The organism is Bacillus sp. 165 (assembly GCF_017742235.1).
Classification (GTDB): domain Bacteria; phylum Bacillota; class Bacilli; order Bacillales; family Bacillaceae_G; genus JAGHKQ01.
The window spans coordinates 182,662-199,078 of record NZ_JAGHKQ010000003.1 but is presented as its reverse complement, the minus strand read 5'-3'; the positions used below and the strand labels follow the sequence as shown (position 1 = coordinate 199,078).

Annotated in this window: 18 protein-coding genes; 4 read left to right on the top strand and 14 right to left on the bottom strand. The window is 36.5% G+C overall.

The genetic code is table 11. The annotated features are described in order from the left end of the window. Positions 1-170: 170 nt before the first annotated feature. The 10 genes from J7Q84_RS05930 to J7Q84_RS05885 all read right to left on the bottom strand — a co-directional run bounded on the left by J7Q84_RS05930 (position 171) and on the right by J7Q84_RS05885 (position 8,962). Positions 171-791, bottom strand: a complete 621-nt coding sequence (locus tag J7Q84_RS05930; RefSeq protein ID WP_209093583.1) for an NUDIX hydrolase — start codon at positions 789-791, stop codon at positions 171-173. A gap of 121 nt (positions 792-912) precedes the next feature. Further along, complete coding sequence (locus J7Q84_RS05925) at positions 913-1,353, bottom strand: hypothetical protein (protein WP_209093581.1); 441 nt, start codon at positions 1,351-1,353, stop codon at positions 913-915. Positions 1,354-1,988: 635 nt separating this feature from the next. Next, positions 1,989-2,261: a hypothetical protein gene (locus tag J7Q84_RS05920; protein ID WP_209093579.1), complete on the bottom strand. Its 273-nt coding sequence runs from the start codon at positions 2,259-2,261 to the stop codon at positions 1,989-1,991. Positions 2,262-2,415: 154 nt separating this feature from the next. After that, a complete protein-coding gene (locus tag J7Q84_RS05915; protein WP_209093902.1) occupies positions 2,416-3,222 on the bottom strand; it encodes a cobalamin-binding protein in 807 nt (268 codons plus the stop codon). Between the two features lie 190 nt (positions 3,223-3,412). Next, positions 3,413-4,006 (bottom strand): YhcN/YlaJ family sporulation lipoprotein, encoded by a 594-nt coding sequence (locus tag J7Q84_RS05910; RefSeq protein ID WP_209093578.1) that lies wholly within the window; start codon positions 4,004-4,006, stop codon positions 3,413-3,415. A gap of 25 nt (positions 4,007-4,031) precedes the next feature. Beyond that, complete coding sequence (gene ypeB / locus J7Q84_RS05905) at positions 4,032-5,336, bottom strand: germination protein YpeB (protein WP_209093576.1); 1,305 nt, start codon at positions 5,334-5,336, stop codon at positions 4,032-4,034. A gap of 17 nt (positions 5,337-5,353) precedes the next feature. After that, a complete protein-coding gene (gene sleB, locus J7Q84_RS05900; protein ID WP_209093575.1) occupies positions 5,354-6,115 on the bottom strand; it encodes a spore cortex-lytic enzyme in 762 nt (253 codons plus the stop codon). A gap of 122 nt (positions 6,116-6,237) precedes the next feature. Next, positions 6,238-6,576 (bottom strand): DUF3889 domain-containing protein, encoded by a 339-nt coding sequence (locus J7Q84_RS05895; RefSeq protein ID WP_209093573.1) that lies wholly within the window; start codon positions 6,574-6,576, stop codon positions 6,238-6,240. Positions 6,577-6,707: 131 nt separating this feature from the next. Next, complete coding sequence (locus J7Q84_RS05890) at positions 6,708-7,643, bottom strand: serine hydrolase domain-containing protein (protein ID WP_209093571.1); 936 nt, start codon at positions 7,641-7,643, stop codon at positions 6,708-6,710. Between the two features lie 200 nt (positions 7,644-7,843). After that, positions 7,844-8,962: a CapA family protein gene (locus tag J7Q84_RS05885; protein ID WP_209093569.1), complete on the bottom strand. Its 1,119-nt coding sequence runs from the start codon at positions 8,960-8,962 to the stop codon at positions 7,844-7,846. A gap of 470 nt (positions 8,963-9,432) precedes the next feature. Between J7Q84_RS05885 and J7Q84_RS05880 the strand changes: the two genes are divergently transcribed. Further along, a complete protein-coding gene (locus J7Q84_RS05880; protein ID WP_247739110.1) occupies positions 9,433-10,149 on the top strand; it encodes a hypothetical protein in 717 nt (238 codons plus the stop codon). A gap of 42 nt (positions 10,150-10,191) precedes the next feature. On the opposite strand, the gene clpP is transcribed toward J7Q84_RS05880, so the two are convergent. Then, positions 10,192-10,770, bottom strand: coding sequence for an ATP-dependent Clp endopeptidase proteolytic subunit ClpP (gene clpP / locus J7Q84_RS05875; protein WP_209093561.1), 579 nt, complete (start codon positions 10,768-10,770; stop codon positions 10,192-10,194). Between the two features lie 18 nt (positions 10,771-10,788). Continuing rightward, positions 10,789-11,451, bottom strand: a complete 663-nt coding sequence (locus tag J7Q84_RS05870; RefSeq protein WP_209093559.1) for a sigma factor — start codon at positions 11,449-11,451, stop codon at positions 10,789-10,791. Positions 11,452-11,601: 150 nt separating this feature from the next. Between J7Q84_RS05870 and J7Q84_RS05865 the strand changes: the two genes are divergently transcribed. Next, positions 11,602-12,441 (top strand): oxidoreductase, encoded by an 840-nt coding sequence (locus J7Q84_RS05865; protein WP_209093557.1) that lies wholly within the window; start codon positions 11,602-11,604, stop codon positions 12,439-12,441. Between the two features lie 34 nt (positions 12,442-12,475). Here J7Q84_RS05865 and J7Q84_RS05860 read toward each other — a convergent pair whose 3' ends face one another. Then, entirely contained in the window at positions 12,476-15,259 is a 2,784-nt protein-coding gene (locus J7Q84_RS05860; RefSeq protein WP_209093555.1) for a GTPase domain-containing protein, read from the bottom strand. A 199-nt stretch (positions 15,260-15,458) separates the two neighbouring features. Then, entirely contained in the window at positions 15,459-15,821 is a 363-nt protein-coding gene (locus J7Q84_RS05855; protein ID WP_209093553.1) for a carboxymuconolactone decarboxylase family protein, read from the bottom strand. Positions 15,822-15,922: 101 nt separating this feature from the next. On the opposite strand from J7Q84_RS05855, the gene J7Q84_RS05850 reads away from it, so the two are divergent. Together J7Q84_RS05850 and J7Q84_RS05845 are read left to right on the top strand one after the other, a co-directional pair. Then, positions 15,923-16,063, top strand: coding sequence for a hypothetical protein (locus tag J7Q84_RS05850; RefSeq protein WP_209093551.1), 141 nt, complete (start codon positions 15,923-15,925; stop codon positions 16,061-16,063). Between the two features lie 113 nt (positions 16,064-16,176). Next, complete coding sequence (locus tag J7Q84_RS05845; protein WP_209093550.1) at positions 16,177-16,377, top strand: hypothetical protein; 201 nt, start codon at positions 16,177-16,179, stop codon at positions 16,375-16,377. The last annotated feature ends 40 nt before the right edge of the window (positions 16,378-16,417 follow it).

The following is a 16,417-nucleotide window of genomic DNA, read 5'->3' as shown; positions in this document are numbered from 1 at the left end:
CTACTCATCGTAGTTACTATATGAAAATAAGGATATATATATACATCTAACTTGGAAGCTCATTCTCCTATTGCTGGGGCATGAAAATATAGAAATTATTGCCTATGATTAATACAACCTTGCTTTCTTCCCGATTTTGAATAAAACTACTTAACTTATAGATTACTGCTTCATCCTTGGTCTAAAACAGATAAAAAATGATGCAATATCCGTGCTGTTAATCCCCATATGACTCTCCCCTCATAATAATAAAAGTATTCTTCCATCCCTCTAGCTTGCCAGTTATAGTTCTCCCCACCAGCAATCAAATGGAATGGGAAATTTTGTTCTGGCTCCATATTAAATCGTATCGTATATACGTCCGGCTTTGCTTGCTGTAAAGTAGAAAGAGGTACAGTAAACACTTCAGCTACTTCAGATGGGTTAGGGGTAAAGGGTTCCGAGGTTGTGATTATTCCAACAAAGGGATAAATGATTGTACCAAAGGGAGAAACCATATAATCTAATGGAAGCACATTACTAATTTCATTTGTGTTAATATTTAGTTCTTCTGTTGTTTCTCGAATAGCGGCATGCTTCGGGCCAGTATCCTTAGCATCTATGCGGCCACCTGGAAAACAGATCTCACCCGGCTGTCTTCGCAAGTGATGTGCCCTTACTTCAAACAATATGTGCAGGTCCTCCCCTACTTTTACAATTGGCAGCAATACCGCGTATGTAGAGAATTTCTCACTGCCTAATACAGCAGGAACTCGATTATGGAATTTTTTCGTTATGTTTTCAATATTCATCTTCTCATCCCAAATCTATCATAATATTATTACTAGTGTATTGCATTGTTTGACAATTAACAACCACTAAAGGACATTAAACTAAGGAAGACATAGTGTAAGACTATGTCTTGTTTCAAAGCTACTTTAATTGTTGTAAAAAGGCAGCCAAGTCCTTTAGTACATTGCGTATTAGCATTTGCATTTTTTGTATATCCAGCTTTTGCTTTCCTGTTTCTCCAATTAGAGGATATAAGTTCTCTTCGATTTTTTCATATTGCTCTGGATACTTATCCTCCACTCTGTCTTCAAAAGAATCCCACTTTTCAGCCAAGTCCTTTCCAGCTTGATTGATTGCACTTTGGTTTGGAGACGCTTTCAGCTGTTCATTCAGTTTCTTAATTTGCTGGATCACTTCAGTAATTTCCTTTTGCAGTTCTGTTTGTGTAGTTATATTTACTGGCTTTGCCTCTTCCTGTGACTGGACTTGCCCCAATTCAGGCTTTTCTAATAAGCTGCAGCCATTTGTAATAAAAAGAGCCCCCATCACCATAGCGGGTATCCAAACATACTTTCTTTTCATGATAAAACCTCCTTTTCATTGAAAGTTTTATCCATCTTTCCATTGTTTCATACAAGTTCAGGTTAGAAATCCTTCTAAAATTGCCTGTATTCCTGTCATTTGTTTTTAGCTTTCATACGAACATATGAAGATAGATATACATCCAAAGAACAGGAGATACACAAATATAGGAAACACTAGCGGCTGCAATCGCTGCTCTCCATTTTTGAAAGCATGCATACCCTAAAGCAAATGAAAATAGAACATACAAGAAATAGAGTAAAGGAGATACTACCCATTCATACGGATAAGAAAATTCAGGAGAGATAATATGCAGAGAAACAACCCACACCCGAAATAGTATATAAAGCACTGATATAGTAAAATACATCATAAAAAATCGACGGATAAACATATATAACAACCTCTCTCGTTTTTATTATTACTATACGAAAGAGACCTCAACATTTATGCAATAAATATAGTAGAGTTTCTCGCAAAGTATATACTAAATCAACATGCAAAAACTAGAAACAAACCATTATTACAATACGTTGTTTCTAGTTTTATATATTGTTTCAATGTTGCGGGCGCTGTTTAGAATGATTGAAGAGGTGCAATAAATCAAAGGGGAGGTTTTCATGAACTATCACCCTTCACACACATCGAAGCAGCCGTTTTTCTTCAATAATACCTTTTAGCTTCACTGTAATAGTGTGCCACATTTCATTTTTACAAACATGGTGCAGTGCTGGTGACATAGAAAGCCTATGAAAAAAATGATTTAACCGTTTTTGAGCATACTCAAATAGTTGAGTTTCGTAAAATAAAATCCCCTGCTGAATTTTCAGTCGAATTTCATCAAGTAGACTAAAAGTAAATTGTAATTTTGCAAACTCAAATTCTCCACAATACATTCCAACGTTCATTTATATCCCTCCTGTTATATCATTGTAATAAAATTTTAACAGAAAATTCTAACTATATTTACATTATCTTAACAAAAACTTAATAATAGTCAATCATAATAGCTAATTTTCTTTGAATATAAAAAAAGAGGGCTACGATTGCAGCTCTCTTTTTTTATAACAACGGATCTTTTCCATCATATGCAGGGTAATGGTCAGGGTGGATAAGCGCAGCCACCTTTTTCAATCCGACCAGCAATCTAGGTGAAGGACGACAATAGAGCCATTCTTCTAATACATATATTTGGTTGGTCTTTATAGCATGCATATCCGGCCAGTCTGGTCGTTTTACTAGCGTAGCTGGATTGACTTTTTTTGTTTGAACCCCTACCCATGCTAAGCAAATATGTTCAGGATTTCGTTGTTTTACTTCCTCCCAATTACTTTGTACATTCGCCGTTTCTATATCGGAAAATATATTTCTCCCGCCTGCCAATCTGCTTATTTCAGTAAGCCAATTCAACTTTCCAGGTGCAAACACGGGCTTAGGCCACCATTCCCAGTACAAGGTAGGTTTCGTTGAAATGCTCCTAGCAATCGTTTTATACTGCTCAATAAATGCAGAATATTGCTTTGCCACCTCTTTTCCTTTCTTCTCCCTTTTCAAGGCTTTGCTTAATGTCACTAAATCATCAGCAATGTCTTGCAAAGAATTCGGGTTGAGCACAATGTAGGGAAGCCTACGTTTTTCTAGCTCAGCAATATTTTTTTCCATTCCAGGTACGCTTAAAGAGGCAACAACCAAGTCTGGATGGAGTTGCTCGACAAGATCCATATTAATCGATAAATCGGGACCCAGACGAGGCAGACGGTTTATTTCTTCTGGCCAGTCTGAATAGTCATCTACCCCGACTAGTTGATCGATACAGCCTAAATATGCTATGAGTTCGGTGTTGCTTGGACAAATCGATACAATTCTCATCATACTCACCTTCAGTTTACATGTTATTACAGATTATCAATTATGATTTTAAAATGCTGCTTCTTTCTCTCCTTCTATCACAACATGCAATACTCCTGTTTCTTTCATTATATTTTTAGTAAATAGATTTAGTTTTACTGTATAAGCAAAAAACCGAGCGTTAGATTATTATCTCTAACACTCGGTTTTCCTATCGTTTCATATGTTGATTTGACTGTTCTTCCTGCTTTTTCTTTAATTCTTCTTGTTCATTTCCTTGTAATTCCTTATCATTTTCTTTGGTTGGCTCAACATTTTTGTTCTCTATCAAATCATTTGGAATTTGTGGCATAACACGTCCTACAATAGCTGCTAACTCCTCCATAATGCCGTTCGAGTTCCCTTTGCGGAGTTGTGTTCTCATATCCTGCAGCCGTTGGTATAAATCAGGATCTGCAACTACGATTGCACTTGCTCCATTAGGATCATGCTTTAAGCTTTCCGCAACAGTATACTTGATTGTCTCAACTCTTGAACGCTCAAGTTTGGCGTTTACATCAATACCGACAACTGCATATGGTCCAATCACCACAGCTGCTGCATTTTTGACGTTGGGTACACTTTTAGCCAAATCTTTTAAATGATCAGCCACTTTTTGATTTGATTTGTATTTTTTTTGTGTCTGAGCTGTATTTTTCACTTTTACCATGCGATTTGTATTACTCTCTGCAGTGTTCTTATCTTTAGTTACTCCACAACTTGTTAATACAACAAGACTGACAAGTAAAGAAATGATTATTCTCAAGGCCTTCACTCCTATTTCAAGGTGCTTATAACTTTTTCACCATTTCTTCGATGCCACTATCGGCATTAATGAAAATTTGGTACGTATCCTTACCCATTGTTCCAATGAACTCATAGCAAAGTACTTCTTTATGCAAATCATTCACTATCATAGCTTGACGTTCTTCCTGTATTTTCACACCAGGATTAATTTTTTTACGGGCGTCTGCAACGGATAAAGCTGGGCTCGGAATACTCCGTTCCTTATTAGTTGCTAGATAGTCTTTTGCTGAAAATCCAACAATTGATCCGTCATCCAGAGCAATTTTCATCTTAATGGACTCTGGATAAATGCGCACATTGTCGATGTTTGTTACGTAAGTGAATACACCAATATTGTCATATTGTGTGCTCTCATACAGTTCCATATTGGCAAACTTATGGTCTTTCAAAAACTTTAGCCCTTTAGTAGATGCTTCGTTCAAGCTAATTTTTTGCTTGTTAATTTCACGATTGTTCATTACCCACAGCGGATAGCCGCCCTTTTTTGTTATGTCCATGTTTATGTCACTTTTCGATTGGGGTTGTTTAATAGTTAAACTGTATATATGAACATCAGATTTTTTTCCAGTTTCTTCTGTTTTAATGCTGGCAGACTCTTTCAACCCAAGAAAGTCTCTTGCAATTTCCTCAGCCTTTTTCTTTGAAATATTCTTCCCTAGTACTTTCACTGTTCCTTTTTCTTTTGTTTCTAAGCTTGCAAAAGTCGGGCCGAAATCATTCTCAACATTTTTTTCAACAGTTTTGAAGCCGTCGATTATCGTATTGTCATTTGGTTTCTCATCTGTAGCCAGTGCCAGTTCCACATCCATCCAACGTAAGTTGTTTTTTAGCACGAGACCTTGTACTTTTCGAAGCTCATCTTGGATGTCTGCAGCATTTGAATATAGCTGTTTAAGCGTATTGTATTCTTTGTCGTTTAAAGGTGTTTTTTCTAAATCACGAATCGCAGTCCGATAACTGAATTCCCCTATTTTTGCTAAAAAATCCTCAGTTTTATTAAACGGTAGTAACGTTAATGGCAATTGCCCCACATCTGAACGAGCTTGTGAAGTGATACGCCATACCTCTGCCAGTGCAGGTGAAAGAGAGGACCTTGAATTCATTGCCAAGGTAGTTCCAATTTTGTCATGCAGCAAATCCATTTCATACGCTAAGTCATGAAATGCACGCTGATAACTGTTTTCCGCATTTATTAATATTGCGTTTTTTTCTTGATGCTCTTTATAGCCCCAAAACCCTACACTTACGACACCAATAGACAAAATACCGATTAAAATCGCTCGTAGCATACTGTACTCATCCTTTCTTACTTACAGAAAATATGACGTCCGATTTTTTTCACTTGCGGTCTGCTCCAAATCCATGCACTTGTTGCAGTATCGGGATTAAAATAATAAATACAGCCGTCAGTCGGATCCCATCCATTGATTGCGTCCAATACAGCTTTTTTTGCTGTTTCATTCGGAGTCAAATAAATTTGACCATCCGCCACTGCCGTAAACGCACGTGGTTCAAAAATAACCCCTGAAACAGTTTTAGGGAAAGAAGGACTTGTAACTCGATTTAAAATAACGGCTGCAACAGCTACCTGACCGATATAAGGCTCCCCGCGTGATTCTCCATAAACAGCATTTGCCATCAATTGTATATCGTTTTGTGAATACCCGTTCGGAACATTAGTTGCCGGTTTTGAATTACCTCCTGATGAATTATTTCCTGATGAATTGTCCTGGTTTCCACTTGGTTTATTATATTTTGTTACTTTTACTAGCTTTTCTTTTGTCTGTGAACCAGCAATTCCATCTACTTTCATACCGAACTGCTCTTGAAAATTACGAAGAGCCCAATAGGTATTCCATCCAAATATCCCGTCTATTTTGCTTTTATAATAACCGATATACTGTAAACGAGATTGTAATTCAATTACATCTTCACCTGTAGCTCCTCTTTGGATAACTTGATTAGAGAAAGCCTTGACCTCTTGTATGTAACCACCGCTGCTTCCTAACAGGAGAACACAGCATCCTAGTACAATCAGAGGTACTTTAAAAAAAGCTTTTCCAAACATAACTAACCCTCCCAGTGATTTCATGGTGTTATGTCTATATTTTGTAAAGAAGGCAGTTTTATGTATTTGGCATCTAAATATTTTAAATAGCATAAAAAAAACGCAGGTTCGCCTGCGCTTTCCTATCTTTCAGTCTCGATGAATGTAATTGATACGAGTTTCTCAGTTCTTGTTTCAAATTCAATATTAATAAACACACCAAATTCCCGCCCGTTTTCTCGTAACCATAGCTTAAACTTTTCTACAGTAATGATAGGGTTTTTTCTTTCTCTCCCTATATGTAAATAATCGATAATATCTGCTTGCGGATATCTTGATTTTGTTTGCAAAACAGCCAATCGGCCCCATTTAGCGTATGCAGGAGCTTCTTCTCCTTGCACGTAATACGCATAAGTGTGTGTAGATGGAACAGCAGCGAAGGATAATACACATACGACTATTCCTATAAATAAATGTTTCATAGGTGCCCCTTTCTATGTTTAATTATCTTGCTTTAACATGGTTCTTTTCTTCAAGGGTAGGAAAAAAGCGAGAAACGTAACTGCCATTCTGCATGATGTACATTCTATCTGCGAGCGGTAATAGCCTAACTTTATTTAGTGTGCACATTAGGCCTCCAGTTATTCGAAGAAAGGTGGTCTATAAATATATGCAGCGGGACCAATCCTTGTTTCGGCATGTTTGCTGTTATGACTGCTACAAGCTCTGCTTCTGGAATAACGATAATATATTGTCCGGCATATCCCATTGCAAAATATACATCGAACGGTATTAGAAATACTTTTTTATCAAGCACCCACCAGTGGAATCCGTAAGATCCAATATGCTTATATGTTGTAAACATCGGCCGTGTAGATTGTTGAATCCAATCATGAGAAATAATTTGGTTCCCTTGCCATACTCCATTATGCAAGTATAAAAGACCAATTTTCAGCAAATCCAGCGGTTTCATTTTCATGCCGAATCCACCGACGGTAATACCTTGCGGATCTTGCTCCCATTCATATTCTGTAATGGAAAGCGGTTCGAATAGCACCTGTTTTGCAAATTGGGAAGCAGACACTCCCGTCACTTGTTGTAAGATTGCACTTAATAGGTGTGAAGAGCCTGTATTGTAGTTCATAGCTGTTCCTGGTGCTTCCACTATAGGACGCTTCAGCACATAGTTGACCCAATGTTTAGACCTAACGAAATTCGAAGGAAAACGAACCCCATTTCCAAATTCATCCCATTCTTCTCCCGTACTCATAGTTAAAAGATGATAGAGAGTCAAGCTCTCTTTCGCAGAAGGTAGCCGGGGGAAATATTTCTTGATAGGAACATGAATATGTTCAATATAGCCTCTATCTAAAGCAATTCCTATGAGCGTAGCCAAAATACTTTTTGTAATAGAGTTAATTTTGCGAGGATACTTTATATATTCACCGGATTTACAATAATGTATAAGAAAAGCAGCACGCTGATACACGAAAAAAGTATAGACGTTTTTTGTTTTGAATTCTTTTATTATTGCTTCAAAATTGAACATGATGCCTCCTAGAGGGCTTGATGCGTCTTATCCTTTACTTCTCTTACTTGTTCTATCCCTTCTCGTTCAAAGGAAATAGAGATAAAGCATAGTTTATTTCCCCGGTAAGCGCAGATTATGACAAAGAATGAATTATTTTTCAACATAAGCAATAATACGAACACAAAAAACGACAGTTCTCAAACTGCCGTTCTTTATGCCTAGTTATTTTGTACTTTCGGTTGATATACTGTCCAGTTTGCTTCCCTAATTTTAGCAGATAGGTTTAAAATTTTATTTTTGACTCGTTCTGCTTCTGCTCCCTCCAATGGTGTAGGCTGGTAATTATTTTGATTGGTAACAGACGAGATTCGAAATGGTATCACTTGAATTTCTTTTTGAGCTGTTAATTCTCCGTTTTCTAAGTAAAACGTTTGTTGGAACACAAGGGTATCTTTATCACTTGGGTTTTTGTTTCCCCCAAACATAAAATTCCCCAGACTGTAAACAATAAATTTCCCATTATACTCCTCAATTCCTTGTATAACGTGTGGATGATGACCAAGGACTAAATCTGCACCACTGTCGATTGTGAAATGAGCCAACGATTTTTGACTTTCATTAGGAACATACATTCTTTCCTGTCCCCAATGGTAATGGACAAGAATAATTTTCGCGCCTTGGTCCCGTAACGAGGCGATATCTTGAGAAACTTGGTTACGCAATTCGGTCGTATCCTGCCATCCTTCGTAGCCAAGAGCTCCCACCTTTATGCCTTTTACAGTTGTAATATATTTATGTTCGTATCCGAAATATCCTACTTTATATTTCTCAAGGTTGCTGATTGTATCAGTAAATCCTTGCTGCAAATAATCATGGCTATGATTATTTGCTAAATTAACAGCCTCAATTCCGCTAAGAGGAAAGATTTCTGCATATGATGGATCTCCTTTAAAGCGAAACGTTTTCGAGGCTTTTTTAGTTGCGGTCGTTAACGTTGTTTCTAAATTTACTGTAGTAAAATCATCGTTCTTAAAAAGATTTTGAATATTTTTTGTGAAATACTCTAATCCATTTTTCTCTGCTTCATAATTGAATGTACCAGTATATCCAAAGCTTTCATCTGTTCCAATTGTAAAGTCACCTGCCGCGCTGATTTGAATAGTTGTTTTTTCTACAGGCTTTGGAGCCGGTTTAGGCAGTTGTGCTTTTGGATTAGTTTTAGATTGAGCACTTGCCTCGTTCTTTGATTCTTCCTCATTAGGTTTTGTATCTTTCATGGTGTTACACGCTGTTAAAATCATCATTATGACACACAGAGTAATTGCTTTCCAATTCATATCCCTATAATTCCCCTTTATATTGTATGTACCCCTGTAATAGAATCAATTGTATTTTAACCTAACGAATTATTAATTACTACAATTTAATATAAAAATTCTCTATTTTCCAATTTATTCAGAATTAAAATATTATTCTTTATTTTCCTGCATCCTTTTGATCTCTATATTGTTCTTGTCTACTGGGTGATATATAATGAAGCTAGATGATTGTTTTAGGTATTCCTAAAATAAAGGAGCGATAGACATGAATATTACCATTTATTTCGGAAGTCACGAAGATCAAGAGGTTCGGACAATGGATTGCTATATAGAATTAGACGATAACGAGAATGCTGTATCATAATATTGATTGAATAAAAAAGATGCCTTTCAAACGGCATCTTTTTTATTGGAATGGCTTTCTTTTCCGTTTTATTTATAGTATTATATAAATAAGAACACTTGTTCTATCATCTATCGATTGATGTATGGAAGGATGGATTATTGTGAAACGGACAAAGAGAAAAGGCAGTACTAAACAACCCCATATTATTTCTAATACAGGGTTTATTGGCTCTGTATTTATTGATACATTGGAATTGCAAAAAAGACACTATTACTTTTCTCGTAAAAAATTACAGCTGACTCATCATGTACTTGACGGACTGGCACAAGCTATGAATGCTCTCTTTACTGAACATGCTATCTCAGCTTATCTATCCTGCGTATATTTACATACTCAGAAAAAAATCGGATATGTTCTTTCTGTTAAACCATTTGAAAAAGCAGAAGGCATCTCCTACTTTACGAATTACTTAATAGAGAAAAATTTTTATACCGGTGAAGAAAAAGAATACCAGGAAATTTTCAGCACAGGGTTTATTGGAGCTGCTTTTGCCGACCTTTCTGGGATGGAGCGCTTTACATTTGGATCGGAGTTAAAAATTCTTTCAAAGCTTATAAAAAATATGATCATTCCTGTAAAAGAATTGTTTTTGCGTCATGGAGTGCCTGCCTACATTTCTGGTGTTGAACTTGAAGATCAAAATAAACTAGGATTTGTATTATCACGTAAGCCCTATGATGAACAGGCAGAAGCAGTTCTGTATTTTACTGAATATTTAAAAGAGCGCGGATTTTATGAGGCAGAATCAGAAGATGATACTGACCGAATTGTAATACGAAAAACAGTTCAATCTTTATAATCATAAAAAAGGCTGCGCTAGGCTGCCCAGCCTTTTTAGTTCTTATTTTGTAATTATCGCGTCGATGACTCCGTATGCTTTCGCTTCTTCAGCAGTCATAAAATAATCGCGTTCTGTATCATAGGCTACCTTTTCAATCGGCTGTCCCGTTCGCTCAGCTATCAATTGGTTTATATTTTCTTTTAGCTTTAAAATACGCTTCGCAGAAATTTCTATCTCAGTTGCTTGCCCTCTCGCTCCGCCGAGCGGTTGATGAATCATTACCTCACTGTTTGGCAAAGCAAACCGTTTCCCCTTTGTACCTCCCATAAGAAGCAATGCGCCAAATGAAGCAGCTAATCCAATGCAGGTAGTTCGGATATCCGGTTTAATAAAATTCATAGTATCTAAAATAGCAAAACCTGCTGATGTAGAGCCCCCTGGACTATTAATATAGATGGAAATATCTTTATCTGGATCTTCAGCCGCCAAAAACAACAATTGTGCTACCACACTATTTGCTAACGAACCATCAATTTCTTGACCAATCATAATAATCCGATCCTTTAACAACCGAGAATATATGTCGTAAGATCGTTCTCCTAACTTACTTTGTTCCACCACATATGGAATTACATTCATTTATCATCCCTCCATATTTTAAGCTGCGAGTATCATGTTGGTTGAAGATTTATTCGTTATTTTGTTACGAGAAAGTTCAGGAATCAGTTGGAGTAAAAGCATTGGCTTTTGTTCTTGTATGGACTGCACAAGCATATGCACAGTACCTTCATCTTCTTCATGTCTGTCTCGTAAAGGCTCCTTTTGTATCGCATGCAATCTGTTTCGCATGCGAAATAAAGAGGATTTAATTGCCCCTTCTGAGCTGCAAAGCATAGTTGCAATATCAGCTATACTAAACTGAAAAACTTCTTTGAATAGAAACGTAACAATTTGATTGAGAGTAAACTGCAGTACCATTGTTTCAAATATTGAGTATAAATTGTGAAGATTTTCTATCGGTTCATACCATGGCTCCTGCTTTAGCTCCTGCTCTCGGTTTTTTGCTCGTAACGTATCAATCCATTGGTTGCGGGCAATTGTAAACAGCAATGGCAGTTGGATAGAACGTATTTCCTCTTTTCCGTAGCTCTTTACTGCTTTACACATAGTTTCTTGCGCTAAATCCTCGCCATCCCAACGATTTTTCGTTAAATACGTACAGAATCTTACTAAATGTCTGTAATTTTCCAGCATACATGCTGTAACTTGTTCTGACGAATGACTACTGAACAAAATATCCCTACCGTACTCACCTTTCAAAGCAATCACTCCTTATGTGCTTCTATAATAAATAACGAAAATACAAACTGAAAAGTTACGGGTCAATTTTATTTTTTATACAGGATTGACGGACTAGCATGCGTATATATAAGTATAGTCTACTAAGTAAACAAAGGAGAGTAGATATATATGAAAAAAGAGGTTGCAATCGTAACGGGTGCGTCAAGCGGATTTGGATTGCTAACATCATTGCAATTAGCAAAACACGGGTTTTGTGTTATAGCGACAATGAGAAATACAGAAAATCAGTCACAATTATTATATGAAGCAGAGCAAATAGGGATTAAAGACAATATATTGATTCAGCAACTCGATGTAACATGTTCAAAGTCAATTCAAGCTTTACAGCAGAATCTATTAGAATTAAACCGGATAGATGTGCTGGTAAATAATGCGGGTTATGCAAGCGGCGGCTTTGCAGAAGAAATCCCAATAGAAGAATATCGACGACAATTCGATACCAATGTATTTGGTGTGATTGCTGTTACCCAATCCGTTCTCCCTTTTATGAGAACACAAAGAAAAGGAAAAATCATTAACATTAGCAGTATTAGTGGACAAATCGGATTTCCAGGACTTGCTCCTTATGTAGCTTCCAAACATGCTCTTGAAGGCTGGAGTGAATGCCTCAGATTAGAGGTGAAACCATTTGGCATTGATGTTGTTCTGGTTGAACCAGGTTCTTTTCACACCAATATTTGGTCAACCGGTAAACACATTGCAGAAAAGTCTTTGCGGCAGGACTCACCCTATTTTCACTCTATGAAAAGGATAGAATCTTATCTAGAAAGCGGTCAATCTTCATTTGGAGACCCGATAGAAGTTGCAAGAAAGGTTGCCGATATAGCAAAACAAAAACGTCCAACTCTACGATATCCTATAGGAAAAGGAATTCGTACAACTCTCTTTCTTAAGCATCTTATTCCCTGGAAAAGATGGGAGCGTCTTTTTCTTTCACGATTACAATAAAATCACCTCTTTGTTCACAAAGAGGTGATTGTTTTTATTCCCTAACACTATGTGATGCTTGTTTCGAAGAATTCTCTTCGTGTTCCTGCTCAATATATGTGAGCCATTCTGCTTGATGTAATCTCACTTCAAAGAGAGTAATCGGATCTTTATAGCGTTCAGGCTTAGATTTTAATTCGTTTAGCTGTACACGATTCTTTTGTATTTCTAAATGTGTTTGCTCCTCTAGTTTTCGCAGTACACTAAATGGATTTCGGAAAAATAATATAATATCCTGCTCTAATGAATGCTCAAACGGTTCAAATTGAGAGAAAAACATATCTACTACAAGGGAAGCTTCTTCCTGGAATTCCTCATTATCAAAATATTTCTTATATTGACTATGAAGCATAGCATTGCTTTGCTGTAATTTGCCGAACAGTTTTCCGATTCCTTTTAATAATAATTGACTAGGGCTCATCCGACGAAATACGTTTACATTTTCTATCCGCGCTCTTCCAATTAAGCGATCCATGTCGCGACGCCAATCATCAAAGATTTTAAAATCATACTCTAATTTCATTTTATCTTCTTTATAGAGACTGTTGAATGTGCTGCTTGTCTCTTTAGAATCGGAATCAATTACTGTAAAGTCTTGTTTTGTTTCAGTTATCCAATTGTGAACAGAAACAGAAAACTTAGAAACTGCTGTTTCAATATAGTTTTGAATCACACGGTTCATTTCTTTATTGATTTGCTCATGAATATTGCGGTAATCTACCTCTTCATCAAGCAGAGTGGAGCAGCCTCGTAGTAAGATAGGTACTTCCTCTAGTATATCCTTTGAAAGCTCCTCTTTTATAGTAAGGTAATGAGACTTTACTTGCTGTATTTTCTCTTTTTCTAGAGCAGTCATGCTATTGATTAATCCATTCAACTTCATTTGCATATCTTCATTCCATTGAATGGTTTCACTTAAATAAGTCTCTTGTTCAATTGGCTTTTCTGCTACAGCTCGCAATACTTTTCGAATCCAAGGCAACAGCTTTACAGTTCGATTTTCAAATATTGCTACTGTTTGATAATGCTGCTTTATAAACTCAGCTAATTCACTCAGCTGCTGTACATTTGACATTTTAGAAGAATATGGAAATACCTTTGCTGCCGGAAAATATTGTCTTACTTTACTTATTGTATCTCGCAGGATTCTTTCTACTTTTTCTTCAGAATGAATAGAATCAATTTTAGTCAACAAGAAATGAATTGGCATATTTGGAGTATGCTCTTGTATGGCTTGTACTGTTTCGCGTTCGTATTCTGTAAACGGCGCTGTTGCATCTAACATAAATAGAACGCCGTCAGCTAAGTTCATTGCTTCGAATAAAACATGCTGCTCGTCCATTTCACCAGGAAACCCTGGTGTATCAATTAATGTTATCGCATTTTTGTTTAAAAATCGGCATGGAATCTTACATTCGATATAAGCAGCATGTGGATTCGTATGCGTAAGTTGATCAATCTCCTCTGCATTCGGATTTGTATTGATTTTTGTCTCTGTAACAATATTCAACTCTGTGGTAGTACCATTATTCAGTATAATTACAGGTGATGGTACATGCATAGCGTTCACATCTACCACATCTTCACCGAGTAATGAATTGACAAATGAGGACTTACCACTGTCTTGTAAACCTGCTAGTATCACCCTTTGCTTTTTGAAATCCGCAAAATATTCTCCCCACCATTGTAAATGATCGCTTGGTTCGAAATTAGATTGCTTGCTCCATTCCACAATAGCCTCATATAGTTTTACACTGTCCTCATACACTAAATCAAATCGGTTATGTCTGTGAATCAGTTGTTTCGCTTCACTTACAACAGCTGAATCCACACTCGCAGGGAAAATTTCGTTCCACGCTACAGCTGCTGTAGCTGCATATAAGGAATGAGATGCAGCAGTTACTTTTAACCAGTTTGTAATATGGTTCGGAACAATAGGGTGCAGTTCTTTTAGGAAATATCCATTTTGAATTAATTCCATATAGGTTTTTTCATATAGTTCAGCAATTTCATTCCACGGTGTATACGAATCCAGCGGCACATTTAAGAAGATATCATTAATTAACTGGACCCAAGGTAAATAATATTCCGTCTGTTTATAACAGTTCCATAATGAAGCCGTAAGCTCCCGAAAGTGAATCATATCTACTTTATATACAGTCAGCAGGACTTGAAAGAATGAAGAAGGAGAAATATGTGCGGTATATCCTTCTTCTATGTAACGTTTAAGAGTCTCAATCCAAGGGACAGACTCTGTTCGTATAATTTCATTAATTGCTAATTCAACAGCAGGATCCCACTTGCTTTGTTCTTCATAAAACGCTCGCGCCAGAGCTGTGACATTCGGATAATCAGGATTCAAAGACACCGTCTCGCCAATTGTTTGAAAAGCTAAATCTTCTTTGTTTTGAATAGCGTATAGAGAAAATAACTTTAGAGAAATCTCCGTTGCTAAAGTGTCTGATTCTGTTGCGATTGATTTATATATATCTTCCGCAGCCGAAAGCATTCCTAATTCATAATAACAATCTGCAATATTCTTCTGAGCCCAAGGCAACAAGTCAGTTTTTACTTTTTCCCATTTAAAAATGGCAGTTTCATAATCCTTATAATGATAGTAAATTTCCCCTTGTGCAAATCGTATAAAAGATAGGTCTTCAGTCCCATTTTCCTTTTCTATATAGAAAATTTCGTTAAGCACCTCAAATGGATGACTCACTTCATCCTCTTGAATAAACACTTGATAATAGGATTTATCTACTAATTGTTGTTCTTTCATCATCATCACTCACTATTTCACTAATTTTGTACCTCTCTATTCTATCAAGTAAATGCTATAAGCAATAGTTATGTAATCATATTTTAATATGATTGATGATTTAATGAGTGAATTGAAATAAAATGGTAAAACAACATTTTTATATCACTGACTGCTGCGGCAACAAGGATATTGTTGCCGCGCAAATGGATAACATCTGTCAATGCTTATACTGCTGTATTTCATGCATACATTCTTGCACAAGAGTCACAGCTTGGCTCATCGCTGCTCCTCCTGCAAACGCTGCTGCCACTCCACAGGCTTCTAGCACTTCTGTTTCTGAACATCCTTGGTCTAGACAACCTTTCGTATGATAAATTGTACAATATTCATCTTGTGTAGCTAAACTGATTCCTAGTGCAATTAATTGTTTTTCTCTTTGTGTTAAAGCACCTGCTTGAAAACAAACTTGTGTAAAGGTGTTATACGCCTCTGCAATTTGCGGCATTTTTTGAGTAAATTTTCCTAATCCCTCTTTGTATAAATACAAGGATTGTTCGGTAGAGTTTTGCGATTGTTGCATATCATTCACTCCATTCCTTTAAATTTTTTCACTGTTTAGTTTGCTTTTGAATGAAAATTGTATTCTTTTGAAATTAATAAAAATATATGGAGGTGAACTACATGAACAATGAAGATTGGGTTTCAAATGCAATCACAGATGCCTATAAAAGCGGACCAGAATCTTACGAGGAAAATTTGGTCAATCCATACTCCAAATTGAAACGACCAGAAGAAAACAGCCCCCAAACAGATCTGAAATAACGTGCAACAAAGAGTACATTGTAACAACTGATGTGCTCTTTGCTTTGAAAACGAGGATGTATTAAATTTTTTAGGAAATACTAAATACAAATAAATGTAAAGGAGACGGAGCAATGGAAGAACAGCAATTAGAGGCATTATATGAATATATGCTCAAACAAAACGTAAGCAAACAGGAATTGAACAGTATGCTCCAAATTATGCCAAGATGGCTCAAAGACACTAATAAAGCAGAACAAAACATAAGTAGCGGTCTACAAGATGAAGATGATTTAGCACAATGGTTTATGCTAACAGACGGGGAGATGTTGTAAATGCACAATTGGGCAGATACAATATCTACCCAATTTCATA